The sequence below is a fragment of the Paraburkholderia sp. GAS42 genome (genome assembly GCF_050436565.1).
GTDB lineage: Bacteria > Pseudomonadota > Gammaproteobacteria > Burkholderiales > Burkholderiaceae > Paraburkholderia.
On record NZ_JBNDML010000038.1, the window covers coordinates 1 to 16,650 of the forward strand.

20 protein-coding genes are annotated in these 16,650 nt (G+C 61.7%); 9 read left to right on the forward strand and 11 right to left on the reverse strand.

The window, feature by feature from the left end:
* Positions 1-189: 189 nt before the first annotated feature.
* Positions 190-1,074 carry a DUF4158 domain-containing protein gene (locus tag P3T16_RS33050; RefSeq protein WP_429345404.1) on the reverse strand — a complete coding sequence of 295 codons (885 nt, stop codon included), beginning with the start codon at positions 1,072-1,074 and terminating at the stop codon, positions 190-192.
* Between the two features lie 91 nt (positions 1,075-1,165).
* Positions 1,166-2,134, reverse strand: coding sequence for a zinc-dependent alcohol dehydrogenase family protein (locus P3T16_RS33055; RefSeq protein ID WP_429345405.1), 969 nt, complete (start codon positions 2,132-2,134; stop codon positions 1,166-1,168).
* Between the two features lie 193 nt (positions 2,135-2,327).
* Here P3T16_RS33055 and P3T16_RS33060 point away from each other — a divergent pair, with 193 nt between their 5' ends.
* Positions 2,328-2,915: a TetR/AcrR family transcriptional regulator gene (locus tag P3T16_RS33060; RefSeq protein WP_429345406.1), complete on the forward strand. Its 588-nt coding sequence runs from the start codon at positions 2,328-2,330 to the stop codon at positions 2,913-2,915.
* Positions 2,916-2,972: 57 nt separating this feature from the next.
* Here the strand turns inward: P3T16_RS33060 and P3T16_RS33065 are convergent, their stop codons facing one another.
* From P3T16_RS33065 to P3T16_RS33075, 3 genes are all read right to left on the reverse strand, one after another.
* Complete coding sequence (locus P3T16_RS33065) at positions 2,973-3,704, reverse strand: SDR family NAD(P)-dependent oxidoreductase (protein WP_429345407.1); 732 nt, start codon at positions 3,702-3,704, stop codon at positions 2,973-2,975.
* Between the two features lie 166 nt (positions 3,705-3,870).
* Positions 3,871-4,728, reverse strand: a complete 858-nt coding sequence (locus P3T16_RS33070) for an MBL fold metallo-hydrolase (protein ID WP_429345408.1) — start codon at positions 4,726-4,728, stop codon at positions 3,871-3,873.
* A gap of 136 nt (positions 4,729-4,864) precedes the next feature.
* On the reverse strand, positions 4,865-5,836 hold the full coding sequence (locus P3T16_RS33075; RefSeq protein ID WP_429345409.1) for a quinone oxidoreductase family protein: 972 nt from the start codon (positions 5,834-5,836) through the stop codon (positions 4,865-4,867).
* Between the two features lie 102 nt (positions 5,837-5,938).
* On the opposite strand from P3T16_RS33075, the gene P3T16_RS33080 reads away from it, so the two are divergent.
* Complete coding sequence (locus tag P3T16_RS33080) at positions 5,939-6,532, forward strand: TetR/AcrR family transcriptional regulator (RefSeq protein ID WP_429345410.1); 594 nt, start codon at positions 5,939-5,941, stop codon at positions 6,530-6,532.
* 37 nt (positions 6,533-6,569) lie between these two features.
* Here P3T16_RS33080 and P3T16_RS33085 read toward each other — a convergent pair whose 3' ends face one another.
* The 3 genes from P3T16_RS33085 to P3T16_RS33095 all read right to left on the reverse strand — a co-directional run bounded on the left by P3T16_RS33085 (position 6,570) and on the right by P3T16_RS33095 (position 8,959).
* Positions 6,570-7,448: an NAD(P)-dependent oxidoreductase gene (locus tag P3T16_RS33085; protein WP_429345411.1), complete on the reverse strand. Its 879-nt coding sequence runs from the start codon at positions 7,446-7,448 to the stop codon at positions 6,570-6,572.
* An 8-nt stretch (positions 7,449-7,456) separates the two neighbouring features.
* The gene (locus P3T16_RS33090; protein WP_429345412.1) at positions 7,457-7,945 is read right to left on the reverse strand and encodes a MaoC family dehydratase; all 489 of its coding nucleotides are present in this window, start codon (positions 7,943-7,945) and stop codon (positions 7,457-7,459) included.
* A 114-nt stretch (positions 7,946-8,059) separates the two neighbouring features.
* Positions 8,060-8,959: a LysR family transcriptional regulator gene (locus P3T16_RS33095; protein ID WP_429345413.1), complete on the reverse strand. Its 900-nt coding sequence runs from the start codon at positions 8,957-8,959 to the stop codon at positions 8,060-8,062.
* A gap of 182 nt (positions 8,960-9,141) precedes the next feature.
* Between P3T16_RS33095 and P3T16_RS33100 the strand changes: the two genes are divergently transcribed.
* The 7 genes from P3T16_RS33100 (at position 9,142) to P3T16_RS33130 (ending at position 14,375) form a co-directional block, all read left to right on the forward strand.
* On the forward strand, positions 9,142-9,888 hold the full coding sequence (locus P3T16_RS33100) for an SDR family NAD(P)-dependent oxidoreductase (RefSeq protein ID WP_429345414.1): 747 nt from the start codon (positions 9,142-9,144) through the stop codon (positions 9,886-9,888).
* A 31-nt stretch (positions 9,889-9,919) separates the two neighbouring features.
* Positions 9,920-10,666 (forward strand): SDR family NAD(P)-dependent oxidoreductase, encoded by a 747-nt coding sequence (locus P3T16_RS33105; protein ID WP_429345415.1) that lies wholly within the window; start codon positions 9,920-9,922, stop codon positions 10,664-10,666.
* Between the two features lie 92 nt (positions 10,667-10,758).
* The gene (locus tag P3T16_RS33110; RefSeq protein WP_429345416.1) at positions 10,759-11,406 is read left to right on the forward strand and encodes a glutathione S-transferase; all 648 of its coding nucleotides are present in this window, start codon (positions 10,759-10,761) and stop codon (positions 11,404-11,406) included.
* A gap of 39 nt (positions 11,407-11,445) precedes the next feature.
* The gene (locus P3T16_RS33115) at positions 11,446-12,558 is read left to right on the forward strand and encodes an alkene reductase (protein WP_429345417.1); all 1,113 of its coding nucleotides are present in this window, start codon (positions 11,446-11,448) and stop codon (positions 12,556-12,558) included.
* A gap of 93 nt (positions 12,559-12,651) precedes the next feature.
* The gene (locus tag P3T16_RS33120) at positions 12,652-12,972 is read left to right on the forward strand and encodes an NIPSNAP family protein (protein WP_429345418.1); all 321 of its coding nucleotides are present in this window, start codon (positions 12,652-12,654) and stop codon (positions 12,970-12,972) included.
* A gap of 152 nt (positions 12,973-13,124) precedes the next feature.
* The gene (locus P3T16_RS33125; protein ID WP_429345419.1) at positions 13,125-13,250 is read left to right on the forward strand and encodes a hypothetical protein; all 126 of its coding nucleotides are present in this window, start codon (positions 13,125-13,127) and stop codon (positions 13,248-13,250) included.
* A 12-nt stretch (positions 13,251-13,262) separates the two neighbouring features.
* Positions 13,263-14,375 (forward strand): NADH:flavin oxidoreductase/NADH oxidase, encoded by a 1,113-nt coding sequence (locus tag P3T16_RS33130; protein WP_429345420.1) that lies wholly within the window; start codon positions 13,263-13,265, stop codon positions 14,373-14,375.
* A gap of 10 nt (positions 14,376-14,385) precedes the next feature.
* Here the strand turns inward: P3T16_RS33130 and P3T16_RS33135 are convergent, their stop codons facing one another.
* The 3 genes from P3T16_RS33135 to P3T16_RS33145 all read right to left on the reverse strand — a co-directional run bounded on the left by P3T16_RS33135 (position 14,386) and on the right by P3T16_RS33145 (position 16,621).
* Positions 14,386-14,826, reverse strand: coding sequence for a hypothetical protein (locus tag P3T16_RS33135; protein WP_429345421.1), 441 nt, complete (start codon positions 14,824-14,826; stop codon positions 14,386-14,388).
* A 5-nt stretch (positions 14,827-14,831) separates the two neighbouring features.
* Complete coding sequence (locus P3T16_RS33140) at positions 14,832-15,740, reverse strand: SphA family protein (RefSeq protein ID WP_429345422.1); 909 nt, start codon at positions 15,738-15,740, stop codon at positions 14,832-14,834.
* 197 nt (positions 15,741-15,937) lie between these two features.
* On the reverse strand, positions 15,938-16,621 hold the full coding sequence (locus P3T16_RS33145; protein WP_429260914.1) for a nitroreductase: 684 nt from the start codon (positions 16,619-16,621) through the stop codon (positions 15,938-15,940).
* Between the last annotated feature and the right edge of the window lie 29 nt (positions 16,622-16,650).

Sequence of the window (16,650 nt, forward strand, 5' to 3'; positions counted from 1 at the left end):
TATCTCCAAAACGACGCCGGATAGATTTAGGCAAGCCAACCGCAAAGTCAAAAGTCAGCGTTGCAAAAACGGGGGTGACCATAGATTCCTGTTTGTTCATGGACAGCCCTGTTCTGTGAGTGAAACCCGCACCCTACCGCATCGCACGGCTCACAGGCAAACGCGAGGCAAACCTGACGCTGGCCGACGTCAGCACATCGCCGGCGCCGTGCCCTGCACTGCCGAATGCGAAAACGCGCTGCGCAAGAATCGCCACATCTGATAACTGGAGTTGAATAGGGGTAGGAAACGGCGTTCGCCGTCCCCTCTGTGCGGATTCGGCAAGCGCAGAACGGCGCGCACCTTGGCGGCGCCAGCGAACCGCGCCAAAGCCGCCATACGAGTCGCAGGGATGCGCGCGGCGGCCGGCAGCTTGATGCCCAGTTCGCGTACCGAGCGCAGCCGCAGCAGGGCCTGGACCAGCGATGGACCACTGACCGTCACCGGCCCCATTCGCAGGCTATCCAGTTGCGAGCTGCGCCTGCCGAGTGGCACGGCCAGCAGGCTCTCCAGCCTTGCTTGCTGTTCACTGCCGATACCGTGGGCGAGCGAGCGCCACAGCCTTTCCTCCACCCGGCTGCGCAGGCGCGCGATGTAGCGTTCAAGAGTGCTACAACCGGGCAGCAGCACCTTATGCGTCACCAGCCATGCAGTGGCCCGCTCGAACAATCCGCTTGGCCGGTCAGTGCCGGTCCAGCACAACGCGTATAGCCAACGGGTAAGGCTAAAGCCAGCCCGGGGCTCGGTAATCTCGACGTAGCCGTAAGCGGCGCGAATTTCGATCGCGTGTTCCCAGCGCTGCTCGCCGGTGCTGTAGTCGCGTGTGCCGTCAATCGCCTCGATTCGCAATTGCCTGACCAGGGTATGCAGTACCGGCGCGGGCACCGCGAAGTCAAGGAAAGTGCCGAGATAGCGCACGGTGCCGAGCTGCGCGGCGAAACCGAGCCAGTTGTGCTCGCCACGCTTCTTCGCGATCAATGCATGGTCAGTGTCGTCCAGGTGAAAGTAACGAGTCAGGTCGTGTGGCGACGGCACTCCGGTGTCCCAATCAGACTTTTCGGATAGAGAAGGGAAACGGTGACGAGATCCCCTTGTTCCAGGCTGGCCAGGGACTCGCACGTTGGACCTAGTCCCCAACTTTCAGAAGAACTTTTCCGCCGCTCGCCTGATGGGCGATTGCCGCGCCGATATCCTCAAGACGATATGTCGCGGCGACTGGAATTGCGACTTCGCCCGAGGCCAGCATCGTTGCCGCCTGCGTGATGGCGCCGAGAATTTGTCCGGCAAAGTCCGGATTACCTAGTGAAAAGCCACGAACGGTCAGGTCATTGAAGATGACCTCGAACGGACTAACAGCCATGGCCGCAAAGCTAGGGGCGGCGTACGACACGAGGGTGCCGCGAGGCCCCAGCAACTTGGCCAGGCGGCCAGTGGCCTCGCCGCTGACGGCATCCAGCGCAAGCCGCATGCGCTTTGCGCCCAGCGCTTCGGCCATCTTCTCGGGCGCGTTCTCGTCGTCCAGGAGGACTAGGTCGCATCCCGCTTCCCGCGCGGCACTCATAGCCTCGGCGCGGCGCACCAAGCCGAGAGTCTTGACACCTTTTCGCTTGGCGAAACTGACTATCCAGCGCGCTATGGCCGAATTGGCCGCGTTGATGACAATCCAGTCATCCGGCTGCAACTGCACGTACGTCTCGAGCAGCAGATGCGCGGTGGGCGGGTTGATGCCAAGCATTGCCAACTGCCGAGGATCGGCATCGGCAGGAAGCACGGCCATGCCGTCCGCGTTGACGACCATCCGCTCGCGCCAGGTAAAGCTGCCCAGCGGGAGAGTCACGCGGTCGCCGACCCTGACGCTGTAGACTCCTGTACCGACCTCCAGCACCCGCCCTGCACCCTCGTTGCCGATAACGGACGGCAACTCGGGATGCAGCGCGTACAGGCCTCGCGCGACGAGAATGTCGCTGAAGTTGATCGGGGCATACTCGACTCCGACCAACACCTGTCCCGCGCCCGGACCAGCGGGTTCGGGCAACTCGCGGAATTCAAGTCCAATTGCAGGGTCGCCATAAGCGGTGAGTACGACGGCTTTCATGATGAATCTCCTCTTCGATGGACGCCTAAGATCGAGGTCCGGGGTACCCACGATTCCCGACGCCCCCACCATTTACATATGCATATGCACGCCAGACTTCGCCCTGTTTGAGCTATAATCTGCCGGTCGATCGTAATACAGATTAAGTATTACGATCGTACGACACAATGTCAAGCTATTTCGTGAGGAACCGTTGGGATATTCACAGGCAGACAAGGCACGCAGCAGGGAGCGAATTCTCGATGCCGCGGCACGGCAAATCAGCGAGCACGGCCTGGACAGCGTCAGTGTCGCGGACGCCATGCAAAGCGCAGGACTGACCAAGGGCGCCTTTTACGCGCACTTCGGGTCGCGCGAAGCCATGATTGCGGAAGCCGCCGACCGGGTAATGCAGCACGGCCAGGCGCGCATAGACCAATTCTTCCGGGCAAAGAAGAAGCCGACCGTTGCGCAGATTGCGGCTGTCTGGCTCGCCCCCGAGCACATCGAGAATCCAGGTGACGGATGCGGGATGTGCGCGTTGGCAGGCGAAGCCCGGTACGCCGGGCCTGAAGTACGCCAGGTTATCGCCGGTCAGTTCGAGAAAAACGTGGAGCAGATTGCTCAGGCGCTTGGTGGAGGCACGGCTGCCACCGCAAGAGCCACCGCCATCCTGACGGCATTAGTGGGCGCTGTAAGCATGGCCCGCGCGGTGGGCAACCCGGAGCTCGCGCAAGCGATCGTGGAAAACACTCGCGCGATGGTGACTCATCCGGCCTTCCTGACGTCCAGTAGTGAATAGCGGGACATATGCCCTGTGGCGCCGAACATGCGGCGGGCGGAGCGAATCAATCGACGATCAGATCTGCGCTCTGCCGCCATCCACGAAGAGTTCGATGCCCGTGACGAAACTGGAGTCATCCGAAGCCAGAAACAGGGCAGCTTTGGCAACTTCGTCGGCTTCCCCCATCCGTCCCATCGGGATGGTAGATAAGATCCTCGCAATAGCGTCCTGAGGCTGCTGATCGATGATCGGGGTATCAATGGGGCCCGGGCTAAGGACGTTTGAACGGATGCGACGGTCCTTCAGCTCCACGGTCCATCCTCGCACGAAATTGCGGATAGCCGCCTTGGTCGCGCCGTATACCCCGAAGGCGGGCGTCCCTTTGGCGCTCGCGACGGAGCCCGTGAGAATGATGGATCCGCCGTCATTCAAGAGCGGCAGAGCCTTTTGGACGGTGAAGAGCAATCCCTTCACGTTGGTACTAAACAGTTTGTCGAAATGAGCTTCGGTGATACTGCCCAAGGCGGCGAACTCAGCGATGCCGGCGTTGGCGAAGACAATGTCGATTCTTCGTCCTGTCGCGTTGACGCTTTCATAGAGACGATCAAGATCAGCCAATTTGGCGACGTCTCCCTGGATGCCGGTCACATTGTCCCCGATGGCCCTCACGGCTTCGTCAAGCTCCTTCTGGCGACGGCCGGTAATAAAAACGTATGCGCCCTCGGCGACGAAGAGCTTCGCGGCGGCGAAGCCTATCCCCGACGAACCGCCGGTGATGACGGCCACCTTTCCCTGCAACTTACCCATAGCGATTCCTCCGTTGATTGCTAATTCCGATTGGCAACGCCTCTGGGCTGGCGGTCAGTTGCCAAAAAAATAACCGAGCGCCCATGCTCAGCTGCATTCGAGGGTGGTTTGCGCGTGCCGACCAACGCCGGCCAGTCAGTCGATCATCTCCTTGTCCCTCCGGCAGCTAGACCTCGAACCAGAACGCCGCCCCATCGCGCCTCACGCGTCCAGCTGTCGGCGCGGCATAGTGGGTGCCGATAACCAGAATCGGCTGGTCGGCCCACTCGGCGAACAACTTTGCGCGGGTGGCCGTCGCGGCCTGGATGTCGCTGTCGAGACTCGTGGCCCACTCGGGGTGCGCCATCTGGCAGGGATGGTGGGCAATGTCGCCGGTGATCACCGCGCGCTGCCCTTCCGATTCGATCATCACGCTGACATGGCCCGGCGTGTGCCCGGGGCTTGGCGTCAGGCGCACCTCAGGCGAGATGCGGTGATCCATCTCCACCAGGTCGACCAGGCCGGCGTCGAAGATCGGCCGCACGCTGTCGCCCATGATCGCCTGCTGCTCCTCGTCGCCCTCGTTGCTCCAATGCTCGAATTCACGCTTGCCGATCAGGTAGCGGGCCTTCGGGAAGGTCGGAACCCACGTGCCGTCCACCAACATGGTGTTCCAGCCCACGTGGTCCACGTGCAGGTGGGTGCAGACCACGACGTCGACATCGTCGCGGCTCCAGCCCGTATCCGCCAGGTGTTGCAGGAACTGCGTCGCCAGCGGGATTCCGCCCACCAGACGGCGCGGCTTGTCGTTGCCGATGCAGGTGTCGACCATCAGCCTCAGCCCCGGCGCCTCCACTAGCAGGGCCTGGACGGAGACGTTGAGCGAACCATCCTCGTTGGTGAAGTGCGGATAGAGCCAGGGGCTGCCCTTCAGCGCCTCCGGCGTCGCGTCGCGCAGGAAGAAGCTCTCCGGATCGTAGGGGAGGCACATCAACAGCTCGACCACGCAGGTGATCTTCACCGCGCCCACTTGCCAATTCAACATAACGACCTCCTCATGGTTGCATCGCGTCGAGGAAACCTCGTCCGCTCATCGCCTGACCCGCTTCGACCGAAGCGCGGGGATCGCACCAATGGAAAAGGCGCGCGCGGGGGCTGTGAATATCCGCTTGTCCTGTCGGTCACGTCGTTAAAATGACTTTGCCAAACGGCCGATCCTCTATCAGGTGACGCAGGGCTTCGCCTGCTTCGGCGAGGGGATAGACCCGCTCGACGATCGGCTTGACGGATCCGCTGGCGATCAGCGAGAGGATGTCCTGCCACGCGGTAGCAACCACAGCCGGTGACTGGGCAAACAGAGAGAAGCCTTCCATACGCGCGCGCTTCCAGATGAGGTCGGTCACATCGATCGTGGTTCTGCGTCCAGCGGAGTAGCCCAACGCGATCAGGACACCGCCGGGACCCAGGCTTGTTAGCGCCTCACTGGTCACGCTCCCGCCAATGCTCTCAATGACGATATCGACGCCCTTGCCGTCCGTTATCCGGCGAACGCCGTCGGCGAGACCTTCCGCGCTAAGGTCGACCACGTGCTCGAAGCCAAGCTCGCGAGCCCTGGCGGCTTTCGCCGCACTGCCGGCCGTCGAAAGCACCTTGCCGGCGCCCTTCGCCCGCGCGAGTTGACAGGTCGCGTTGCCGACCGATCCGCCGATCCCTGGAGCCAGCACCGTCACGCCCGGCTTGAATCCGGCCAGCGTCAGCGTGATCTGTGCCGTCAGCCAGGCCACTGGAAGGCTGGCCGCGACTACGTCGTCGATCGCGTCGGGCACGAGCGCCAGATCATCGGGCCTCACCAGCAGCCATTCTTGCCACGCGCCATTCTCACGAACCCCGTAGGGTCCTGTGAACATCACGCGGCTGCCCACCGCGAGACCTGAATCGCCAGCATCCTCGATGACACCGGCGCCCTCGTTACCGAGCACCAGCGGCGCCTTGGCCCGAGGGTGTCCACCTGACAGGATCGTGTGATCGAGCGGCGTGACGCCGGCGGCCGTGACACGGACCAGCGCCCTGCCCTCTGCCGGTTTCGGCTTGGGCAAATGGGTCTGCAGCAGCCCGCCATAGCCCGAAAAAGTTTTCGCCTCGATCGATCGCATGGCCGCTCTCCAGAAAGTTACGGACCTGTTTGTAACTTGAAGGTTACGAACAAGTCTGTTACTTTGTCAACCAGAAAATCGGAATGAGAGGAGCTTGCGGATATGAAGGCAGGAGCCCGACCCCGGCGGGGTGCCCCGCCAAAGGGCGAAGTGAGTGCGCGCGAGCGCATCCTCGCGACGGCAAGTGAGTTGTTCTACCGTGAGGGCATCCGCGCCATCGGTGTTGACACGGTCGTCGAGCAATCTGGCGTGTCGAAGACCAGCCTCTATCGCCTGTTTGACTCCAAGGACGATTTGATCGCCGCCTTCGCCACCGAAAAAGATCGGTCGTTCTGGACGTGGTGGGATCGCACTGAAAAGCTGCACGCTGATGACCCGCGCGCCCTGCTGGACGCGCTGCTATCCGGGATCGCGAAGCGGATCGGGCACCCGGCCTTTCGCGGCTGTCCGTTCCTGAACCTGGTGACGGAGTTTCCTGATGCCAACCATCCAGGCCGGGTCATTGCCCGGGCCAACAAGGAGGAATTGCGGGCAAGGCTCGCAACCATCGTTGCCAAGCTGGGCGTCAGTGCTCCCGACCGTACCGCGTCTCAGATCGCGCTGCTCATCAACGGCGCGTACGTTACCGGCCTGATAGCGGAGCCGGCCGATCTGGGGGCCGACCTCCTCGACGCCGCCATGAAGTTGTTGGCTTAGCGGTTCGGCGAAGCGCCTCGGAGACAAGGTGACGCGGTCATTTTCTGGAATCGGTTCTTGCCTCGAGTGCGCGGACGACAGCCGCTATGTCGGACTGGCCGTGCCCCAACGCCAGCGTCTCACCGAATAGCGCATGGCAGACATCCAATAGCGGCGACGCGACCCCGGCTTCTCTGGCCGCTTCCGCAATCAATCGATTGACTTCCAGCACATTGATGATCGACCCCTCGACATCGAAGTCACGCATCACCAGCTTGAGAATTTTCACGCGGGAGATGTCGCTCGCCATCTGACCGGCGTCGACGATGGCGCGGAACTGCTGCATGTCCAGACCATGCCGTTCGGCAAAATGAGCCGCTTCCGCAAGGCCGGCGACCGTGGTCATCAGAAACAGGTTCACCGCGAGCTTCATGAGAAGCCCGCTCGGAACCGGGCCGCACACCATCGTCTGATGGCACATTGGCTCGAGCAGAGGGCGGACGCTTTCGACGGCCGCTTCTTCGCCCGCCAGCATCGCTACGAGCTGGCCCGCCTCGGCGGGCTTGCGCGAGCCCGAAACAGGGGCTTCCACGTAGCTGCCACCGGCGTTGCGAATATCGGCTTCGAGTCCGCGCGAGTAGTCGGGCGAGGTCGTCCCCATGTGGACGATCGTGTGGCGCGCAACGTTCGCGCTGAACTGCGGCGTGCCGCGGCCGAGGACGGCGTCGATTGCGTCGCCGTCGGCCAGCATCAGGAATACCACGCGGGTCCGTTCAAATATCTCGTCAGGATTCGTCGCGACGGTTGCGCCCGCCACTCGCAAAGACTCGCATCTGTCAGCGGAGCGATTCCAGACAATGAGTTGTGTGCCTGCGCGGGCCAGATTGAGCGCCATGGGCTGTCCCATGACACCTAAGCCGATGAAACCGATGCCCATAATCACCTCTATCCCAAGGCGGTTGTCGCCTGTGGCGAATGTTGTTTCCGGCGCGGCACGACCATGTTCACGACATACACCAGCACGGCCTCGTCGTCCTGGTTCAGGGTGGTCGTCCGGAGCTTGATCAGGCCCTGCTCCGGACGCGACTTTGACGGTCGCACCTCGATCACCTCGCACTCGACGCGCAACTCGTCACCGGGGCGCACGGGCCGGGGCCAGCGGCACTCATCGAGGCCCGCGCCGACGAAGCCGCCAGCCGGCTTGAGTTCGGTCTCAATCAGCAACCGCATCGTCACAGCAGCGGTGTGCCAGCCGCTGGCGGCCAGTCCACCGAAAATCGAGCGGCGCGCCTCCGCCTCATCGAGGTGGAAAGGCTGCGGATCGAACTCGGCAGCGAACGCGATGGCCCGTTCGCCATCGATGCGCAGCCGCCCTGAACCGAACGTCTGCCCCACTGCAAAATCCTCTAGATAGCGCGCGTTCAACTGATTCATGGATCGACTCCACAAAGTGACTAACCTGTAAGTTTCGTGAATATTACGAACAGGTCTGTTACTTTGTCAAGCGAGAAATCGGAACGGGAGGAGCATGCAGTTATGGAGGCAGGATCACGACGATCTCTTCGCGACGCCTGCGATCAGCTCATCCACTCTCGAGAGGAACAGCTTCAGAATCGGAGAGGTATTTGCCTTCCTGTAGCCGATAACCAGGTCGATTGTCGGCGCCTCGCCTTCGAGCGGACGGCTGACGACCGACCAAGGCATCAGGTTTTCGACATAGGCCGGGATCAGCGTCACGCCTCGCGTCGACGCAACAAGTGACATGACCACCGCGGGGTTGTCTACACTCTGCGCTGACGTGATCTGAACTCCTGAGCGATCCAGGTAGTCGTCGATCACCGTGCGCAGCACCCTGGCCTTGCTAGCCATAGCGATGAAAGGCTCACCAACGAGTTCTTGTGGAAGGATTGCAGCGCGGGACGTCAGCGGATGGTCACTCGGCATGAGCACCACGAGCGGTTCCCGTCCCACGACCTGGTAGGCGAGATTGAAGTCGGGTTCGGCACGCAGGAACGCCAAATCCAGATTGCCGCGCGCGAGTCCTTCGGCAAGATCCGGCGAATAGCCGCTGGACACGATGACGTCGATGTTCGGCAACTCGCCGCGCAGAATGCGCATGGCCTCAGGCAGCCAGGTCATTTCCTGCCCAGTGAGGAAGCCAAGAGAGAAGCGCTGCTTCGCAGGTTGCGCTGCCCTTCGGGCGGATTCGACTGCAGCTTCCACCTGGGTCAGCGCCAGTCGGGCGTGATCGAAGAATGCCTTGCCTGCTGGGGTCAGCTCCACGCCGCGTGCGCTGCGGCTCAGCAACTCGACCCCGACCTGGTCCTCCAAATCCCGAATCTGCCGACTCAGTGACGGCTGCGAAGTGTGCAGGCGCCGTTCGGCTGCCTCTGTCAGGCTGCCCGTCTCGGCGACAGCGATGAAATACCGAAGATGTCGAAGTTCCATATTCTCCTCGCCCGCATCCCATGCCTCATAGGCATGCCCACCAGCCTACAAAGTCTTTTTGCTTTTCGCAACCGACCATTAGATTAGCGAACAAGGGCGACGCGGCGCCTGTCAGCAACCCACAACGGACTGACACCGGCCGTCGCCCCATACCTCTCATCTATATCGCAGGAGAACGTGAAATGGACACCCCAGTCGTTGTAATTACCGGTGCGCTTACAGGCATCGGCCGTGCCACGGCACTGGCCTTCGCGGACAGCGGGGCGCATCTCGTCATTTCCGGCCGCCGGGAAGCCGAAGGCAAAGCGCTCGAAGCTGAACTTCGCGGACTCGGCGCAGACGTCATCTTTGTCCGTGCCGACGTCCGTGACGACGATGATGTTCACGGCCTCGTCGATCAGGCCGTCGCCCGCTTCGGCCGCATCGATGTTGCCATCAACAATGCCGGCACGGAGGGAGAACCCGGCTCCGTCGTTGACCAGACGGCGGAAAGCTACGCCGCGACCTTTGACACCAACGTGCTCGGCACGCTGCTCAGCATGAAGCACGAACTACGCGTGATGCAGGCACAGAAGCGCGGCAGCATCGTCAATGTGTCGTCGAGCTACGGCCACGAAGGCGCCGCTTACGCGTCGGTCTACGCCGGCAGCAAGCATGCGGTCGAAGGCATGACGAAGTCCGCCGCGCTCGAAGTCGCCGCGTCAGGCGTGCGCGTCAACGCAGTGGCGCCGGGACCGACCGAAACCGGCATGCTCGACCGCTTCACCGGCACAGCGGAGCGCAAGAAGGCGCTGGTCTCGACGGTGCCACTGGGCCGCATCGGCAAGCCTGACGATATCGCCCGCGCGATCCTGTTTCTCGCATCCGATGCGGCGTCGTTCGTGACGGGCCAGATCGTCAGCGTCGACGGTGGCAAGACGGCGGGCTGATGCAGAAACCACAGCGATCAGGAGAACTCTCATGACCCACCTCGCCGGAAAGACCGCGCTCGTCACGGGCGCCTCACGCGGCATCGGCCGCGCCAGTGCGCTCGCACTCGCGAAAGCAGGCGCACAGGTGCTCGTTCACTACAGCAGCGGAGAAAAGGCGGCGGATGCTGTCGTCGCCGAAATCCGTGCGGCCGGCGGACACGCCGAGAAAATCGCCGCGGATCTGCGCGACGCAGACGGCCCGCATACGCTCGCAAAACGCGTACGCGCTGTCGTCGGCCATCGTCTGGACATTCTGGTGGCGAACGCCGGCATTTCAAAGGCGGCAAGCATCGAGGAAACGACTGTCGAAGATTTCGACGATCTGTTCGCCGTGAATGTGCGTGCGCCCTATTTCCTCGTGCAGCAGTTACTGCCGGTAATGTGCAAAGGCAGCAGCGTTGTCCTGCTCTCGTCGCTCGCGGCACATGCCGCGGTCGGCAAGCTCCCCGCATACGCGGCTACCAAGGGTGCAGTCGATACACTCGTCAAGCATTTCGCTTCGGCACTGGGTGAGCGCGAGATTCGCGTGAATGCAGTCGCGCCCGGCGTCGTCGAAACCGACATGTCGAACTTCACCAGGACCGACGCGGGACGCGAGGTCACGCTCGGCATGCAGGCGTTAAAGCGCGTCGCGCAACCTGATGACATCGGCGGTGCGGTTGCGTTTCTCGCATCGGACGCAGCGCGCTGGATTACCGGTGAAACGCTGCGTGTCGACGGCGGATCGAAACTCTAGACCAATCCGATTCACACCCGTTTCCAGTATCTTGGATAAGCCCTATTAATCAGGTATCCATATTTGTTGAAACATCAGAGAGGACGATTCAAATGACAACCGCTACACCGATACTGTACGAATCGATGGGCTCTCCAAATGCTCGCCGCGTGCGCATCTTCATCGCCGAGAAGCAAATCGACATCCCGACGAAGCCTGTCGACCTGGGCACCAAGGAACAGTTTTCCGATGCCTACCGCGCAATCAACCCGCGCAGCCAGGTGCCGGCGTTGGCCCTCGCCGACGGCCCCGTCATCGGCGAAGTGCTCGCCATCTGGCGCTATCTGGAGGAAGCGTATCCGCAGATCCCATTACTGGGCACCACAGCAAGGTCGAAGGCCCTCGTCGCGATGTGGGAACGCCGCGCAGAACTGGACGGCTTCGCGCCAGTCATGGAAGGCGTGCGTAACGCGGTTGCGGGACTGAAAGGCCGTGCGCTGTCAGGTCCGCATGCCTATGACCAGATTCCCGAACTGATCACGCGAAGCAAACAGCGCGTAGCCAACTTCTTCGCCGACTTCAACGAGCGGCTCGAGACCGTCCGGTTCGTCGCCGGCGATGATTTCTCCGCGGCCGACATCACGACGCTCGTGACGGCCGACTTCGCCGCCAACGCGCTGAAGATGCCGATTCCAGTCGAACACACCGCGTTTCAGCGATGGTACGACGAGGTATCTGCCCGGCCGAGCGCCGCCGCATGACGTATTGCTCCGGCGCCGACATGAATTTTGGAGGTAAATGTGTCCAGGCTTTTCTCACCGATCACGATCGGTTCGATCTCTCTTAAGCATCGTCTTGTCATGCCGCCGTTGACCAGGCTGCGCTCCAATCCTGACGACAGCGTTACCGACATGATGGTCGAACATTATGCGCAACGCGCCTCCGACGGAGGTCTCATCATCGTCGAGTCGGCCAACGTCTCAATCCAGGCGCGGGGTTACATCGGTGCTCCAGGGCTCTATCTCGATAGCCATATCGATGGCTACCGTCGGATCGCGAATGCGATCCATGCAAATGGCGGGCGGGTCGTCGCGCAGATCGTGCATTGCGGGCGCACTTCGCATACCGACATAACGGGCGGTCGGCCGCCGGTAGGACCCTCGGTGATTCCCTTTGACACGATGGCGTTCACATCGGACGGATGGAAACCCGTTTCGCCGCACCGTGCCATGGATCTCGAGGATATTCGCCAGACTGTGAAGGACTTCCGCGACGCTGCACAGCGGGCTCTCGACGCCGGCGTCGACGGTGTGGAGATTCACAGCGCCAATGGCTATCTGCTCGACAGCTTCTTGTACGACGGCAGTAACAAGCGAACCGATGCTTATGGTGGGCCCGTAGACAATCGGGCGCGGTTCCTACTGGAAGTCGTAGAGGCGGTGTCTGCGCTGCGCGGCGCCGACCGCATTGGCGTGCGGCTTTCGCCGAGCGGTGAGTGGAACGACATGGTCGACAGCGATCCAATGGCCACGTTCAGCCGGGTAGGCGAACTGCTCAATCAGTTCGGGCTTGCCTATCTGCACCTCATCGAACCTCGCATCAAGGGCGATGACACCAAGGCCGGTCACGAAGACATGGAGCCGGTTGCTGCCGCGCATCTGCGGAAGGTCTTCAATGGGCCGATCATCGCGGCCGGCGGCTTTAACGGTGACAGCGCGGAGGCGATCCTGCAGAAGGGCGATGCCGACCTGGTCGCGATCGGGCGCCCCTTCACCTCGAACCCGGACCTTCCGGATCGACTTCGACTGAAGTTGCCGCTTACGCCCTATGATCGCTCCGCCTTTTGGGGTGGAACCGAGCAAGGCTACACGGACTTTCCTCGATATCGCGAACTCGAAACTGAAAGGCAATAGAGCGTCGAACAGCCGGTTTGCCGGGATGGACTCCTGGCAAGCCTATGATCGAAGGGCCGGCAATGCTCCAGTTACTCTCCGTGGACATATCCGATGCTTTACGAAATCCGCACCTATACGTTCAAGCCGCTGCGTGGCGCCGACTGGCTTGCTTTATACAAGAGCGAAGGCCTTCCGCTTCAGCAGGAATTTCTCGGCGAGATGATTGGTTTCTTCACGACTGAAATCGGCGATATCAGCCAGATCGTGCATATCTGGGCCTACAAGAGCCTCGACGATCGCATCGAGCGTCGCGACCGGATGGCGGTGGACAGCCGCTGGCAGGAATTCGGCCGCAAGGTGAAAGCGCTCGACATTTTCGTGAGCATGGAGTCGCGCATCATGCGTCCAACCGACTTCTCGCCGCTGAAGTAACAACCCGAAACGCACCCGCATACGACTCGATTGCATGCCCTCAACTGCCATGAACGGCGGGAAACCCGCCTCGTGGGGCAGCAGGGAACGGAAGCCCTTTCCCGATCTGCGTTGAGCACAGCGTCTTATTTGAGTTCAGCCAAAAGGAAACCATGTCCAACCTTCAATCCACCGTCGAAGTCTGTCCCGACGAATTTTCCCATCCCGTGATGCCAACGCCGCTCGCCCGCATGCGTGCCGACCATGCGCTCTATCGCAACGACGCGCTAGCAGCGTAAGTGGAGTACACGATGAGCGCCCTCTTTGCGTCTACTGAACTGCGCCAGCTGAAGTTGTCCAACCGCGTGGCGATTTCTCCCATGTGCCAATACGTGGCCGAGAATGGACGTGCCACGCCCTGGCATGTGATCCACTACGGCGGCCTCGCCTCGTCCGGCGCGGGACTGCTGTTCATTGAGGCGACAGCCGTGGAGCCGGATGGCCGCATCACGCACGGCGACCTCGGTTTGTGGGACGACGTCACAGAAGCCGCGCTGAAGCCTGCCATCGACGCCATCCACCAGTACTCGCCGACGGCCGTGATCCTGCAACTGGGCCACGCGGGACGCAAGGCATCAAGCGAGGTGCCGTGGAAAGGCGGCCAGCAGATCTTGCCGGCGGATGGCGGATGGCGCACGCACGCGCCGTCGGCCCTGCCCCAGATCGACGGCGAGAGCCTGCCGTTGGCGCTGGACCGGGCCGGCATGGCGCGCATACGCGATGCCTTCGTGGCATCCGCGCGGCGTGCCGCGCGGCTGGGCGTGGACGGGCTGGAACTACATGGCGCGCACGGCTACCTGCTGCATCAATTCCTCTCTCCGATTGCGAATCAGCGCCGCGACGAGTACGGCGGCTCGCTGGAAAATCGGATGCGATTCCCACTGGAGGTTTATGACGCCGTGCGCGCCGTCTTGCCCGAAGGGATGCCGCTGGGCGTCAAGGTCTCGGCCACCGACTGGATAGATGGCGGCTGGGATCAGGAACAGACCAACGCCTTCGCACGCGCACTCAGGCTGCGTGGCGTGGACTGGATCACAGCGTCTTCCGGGGGCGTTTCGCCGAGGCAGAAAATTATGGTGGCCCCGGGGTACCAGACACCGTTCGCCCAGGCGATCCGCGACGCGGCCAAGGTGACGACCATCGCTGTGGGTTTGATCACAGAAGCCCAGCAGGCCGAGGAGATCATCGCCAGTGGCCAGGCCGACTTCGTCGCAATGGCGCGCGCCTTCCTTTACGACCCGCGCTGGGGCTGGCATGCGGCGGCCCGGTTGGGCGCTAGCGTCACGGCGGCACCGTCGTACTGGCGCGCCCCGCCGCGCGAACATCCGCATCTGTTCCAGGACACGCACTACGGTGCTCGCTGAACTTGAATCGCTAATGCTCACAAGCCAGATGGTCGGTATGCTGCTGCTTTCGCGTGCTGTTGCAGACGTTGGCCCGGCGCTCGCGGATGAAATTCTTGAAGAGGGCCGCCAGCATCTCCTCGACGCCGTGGACACGCAGCCCGGAATTCAACCGCGCGGACACTTGCGCCGACGGTAGCCCAATGTCCTTTTGGGCCCCCGAGAGCTGCCATTGGATTCCCGCCCGGGACCCGCTCCTACTGGCCGTCCTCTGCCTGTCGGCGATCGGCGGCACGCGACCCATCGCGGCCGCCCGTCGTTGGCGCTGTGAGTGTCCGCTACCCAGCGTCTTCCCGCCAACCGCATCAATTTGCAGACCGCAAGGCTGGATGCGGGCCTTCGACAACGCCACCGCAAAACAATCGACCAGCATCCGTACCGCCGGCAGCCGCCGCGAGGTTTGACGCAGCATTCCGATCAAAGAGGGAAGCACAGTTCAATCCAGAGCTTGTTGCCTTGCGGCCGATTCCGCACGGCGAACTCGCGCTGATACTTGAACACAATGCCGGCCGCCTGCGACCACATGTATCGTAGTTGCGGCCCAACTGCGACAGCTTGTCCGCGAAACCCGTCCTCTCCTACGGGCGTGCCGTTGACATCGTCATCGGCGAACTGCTTCAGCAGAAATCCTTGAAGTCCGAGCTGGAGCTTGCTGTTAAGCGAGTAGCCAACAAGATATTCAAGTTCTGCAACAGCGCCAGAGTGATATCGAGTGGCTGAGTTCCGTGAACTGATCTCTACGAGCGTGGTGGTGGAAACTTCAACTGCGGGCGTGGGGAACCATGTCGTACTGAGTTGCGGCATTAGCGCATATATATTCCGGCCAGTGTTCGCCACTCGGTTCGCGGAGTAGGACCCACTAGGCACTGAAATTTCGGTGGTGAAGTAGGCGAAGAATGATTGCGATGGAGTTGAATACCCGATGAACAACGGCTCAAGGATGATGTCTCCAATTCCAGTGCGCTTTCCGCTGCCGCCTGGCGTGTCCGCCCAAAGATGAACGAGCGGGACGATTACACCACTAGACATAGTAAAGGGGCCAAGTGTAGCGCCCCATGTGTGAACGACACGCGGGGCGTCAATAAACGCGTTCAACTGGAACCCGGGCAGGAAACTTTCTCCATGCGGGCCAGCGAATTTATTGGCATCGTAGTAAAGCGTGTAATTGTAAAACTGGGTTTCCCCAGGCGGTGGCAAAATCCCATTCAATACGGTATTGACGCCAACAGGGTAACTGGTCTGGCCATTCTCGGTTGCCTCGACGTTCGAGGCCAGCAAGCATACGAACGCAATAACCGCCAGGAACCTCGCGGGCACTTTAAACATATCTCCTCCGTCTATTTGTTTTCTTCGGCTGAGGGACCCGGGCATCCGCATCAGCCGGTCGAAATCTCCGCAACTTGCAGAAACTCGCTAACGATGCCTATCGCGTCTTCGCGCTTTTCCACCTGCGGAACGTGACCACAGTCGTCAATGACAAGTGCGCCGGCCAGGTCAAGGAGCGGCCTGTCCAGTTCCGCGCGTCAGCAATCCACGAACGAGACGAACTCGTCCAGCTCCAGCTTGCGGAGCTCCATGTTGTTTTCCGGAAAACTGTCGTCTGCGTAGCCGAGTGACATTCCGGCCACGATCATCTCCCCATCGGGAATGGCGAGGCCTTCACGAAGGACCGCCGATTGCAGCGACCAGATCTGCTGCGGGCACGTGTCCAGCCCCCGCGCGCGGGCGGCCAGCATGATGTTCTGGAGAAAGCAGCCGTAGCAGATGAAGCTGGCCCATTCCAGGCGCCGGTCCATGGTGAAGATCATTCCCACTGGCGCATCGAAGAATCGGAACTGCCGTTCGACGTCACGCCGGCGTCCGACGATATCGCTCCTGGGCACGCCCTGCGCATCGCCCAGCATCCCGCGAAACATATCGAAGCGCGACGAGAATGGCGCCGGCAATTCCCTTGGAAAGAACGGGTAATCGGGCGCCAGTCCTTCGGGAGCGGCGCGATACGCTTTGACCGCGGCTCCGGCAATCTTCTCGCGAGCCTTTCCGGTCAGCACATAGCAGCGCCAGGGCTGCGTATTGCTCGAACTCGGCGCGCATTTCGCGACCGACAGGATGTCCCTGACGGTCTCGATCGGCACCGGCCGGTCAAGGAAGCCGCGCTTGCTGTGGCGTCCGCGAATCAGCGCTTCCGTAATCTGGATTGCCTCCATCTTGTGTCTCCGTTCTAGTGGTGGGGGTA

Coding starts and splice junctions, on each gene's coding strand:
- P3T16_RS33145 (WP_429260914.1), bottom strand. CDS start 16,621: ATGGAGGCAATCCAGATTACGGAAGCGCTGATTCGCGGACGCCACAGC.
- P3T16_RS33055 (WP_429345405.1), bottom strand. CDS start 2,134: ATGAAAGCCGTCGTACTCACCGCTTATGGCGACCCTGCAATTGGACTT.
- P3T16_RS33075 (WP_429345409.1), bottom strand. CDS start 5,836: ATGCGATCGATCGAGGCGAAAACTTTTTCGGGCTATGGCGGGCTGCTG.
- P3T16_RS33110 (WP_429345416.1), top strand. CDS start 10,759: ATGACAACCGCTACACCGATACTGTACGAATCGATGGGCTCTCCAAAT.
- P3T16_RS33070 (WP_429345408.1), bottom strand. CDS start 4,728: ATGTTGAATTGGCAAGTGGGCGCGGTGAAGATCACCTGCGTGGTCGAG.
- P3T16_RS33095 (WP_429345413.1), bottom strand. CDS start 8,959: ATGGAACTTCGACATCTTCGGTATTTCATCGCTGTCGCCGAGACGGGC.
- P3T16_RS33140 (WP_429345422.1), bottom strand. CDS start 15,740: ATGTTTAAAGTGCCCGCGAGGTTCCTGGCGGTTATTGCGTTCGTATGC.
- P3T16_RS33135 (WP_429345421.1), bottom strand. CDS start 14,826: ATGCTGCGTCAAACCTCGCGGCGGCTGCCGGCGGTACGGATGCTGGTC.
- P3T16_RS33080 (WP_429345410.1), top strand. CDS start 5,939: ATGAAGGCAGGAGCCCGACCCCGGCGGGGTGCCCCGCCAAAGGGCGAA.
- P3T16_RS33100 (WP_429345414.1), top strand. CDS start 9,142: ATGGACACCCCAGTCGTTGTAATTACCGGTGCGCTTACAGGCATCGGC.
- P3T16_RS33105 (WP_429345415.1), top strand. CDS start 9,920: ATGACCCACCTCGCCGGAAAGACCGCGCTCGTCACGGGCGCCTCACGC.
- P3T16_RS33130 (WP_429345420.1), top strand. CDS start 13,263: ATGAGCGCCCTCTTTGCGTCTACTGAACTGCGCCAGCTGAAGTTGTCC.
- P3T16_RS33090 (WP_429345412.1), bottom strand. CDS start 7,945: ATGAATCAGTTGAACGCGCGCTATCTAGAGGATTTTGCAGTGGGGCAG.
- P3T16_RS33120 (WP_429345418.1), top strand. CDS start 12,652: ATGCTTTACGAAATCCGCACCTATACGTTCAAGCCGCTGCGTGGCGCC.
- P3T16_RS33125 (WP_429345419.1), top strand. CDS start 13,125: ATGTCCAACCTTCAATCCACCGTCGAAGTCTGTCCCGACGAATTTTCC.
- P3T16_RS33085 (WP_429345411.1), bottom strand. CDS start 7,448: ATGGGCATCGGTTTCATCGGCTTAGGTGTCATGGGACAGCCCATGGCG.
- P3T16_RS33065 (WP_429345407.1), bottom strand. CDS start 3,704: ATGGGTAAGTTGCAGGGAAAGGTGGCCGTCATCACCGGCGGTTCGTCG.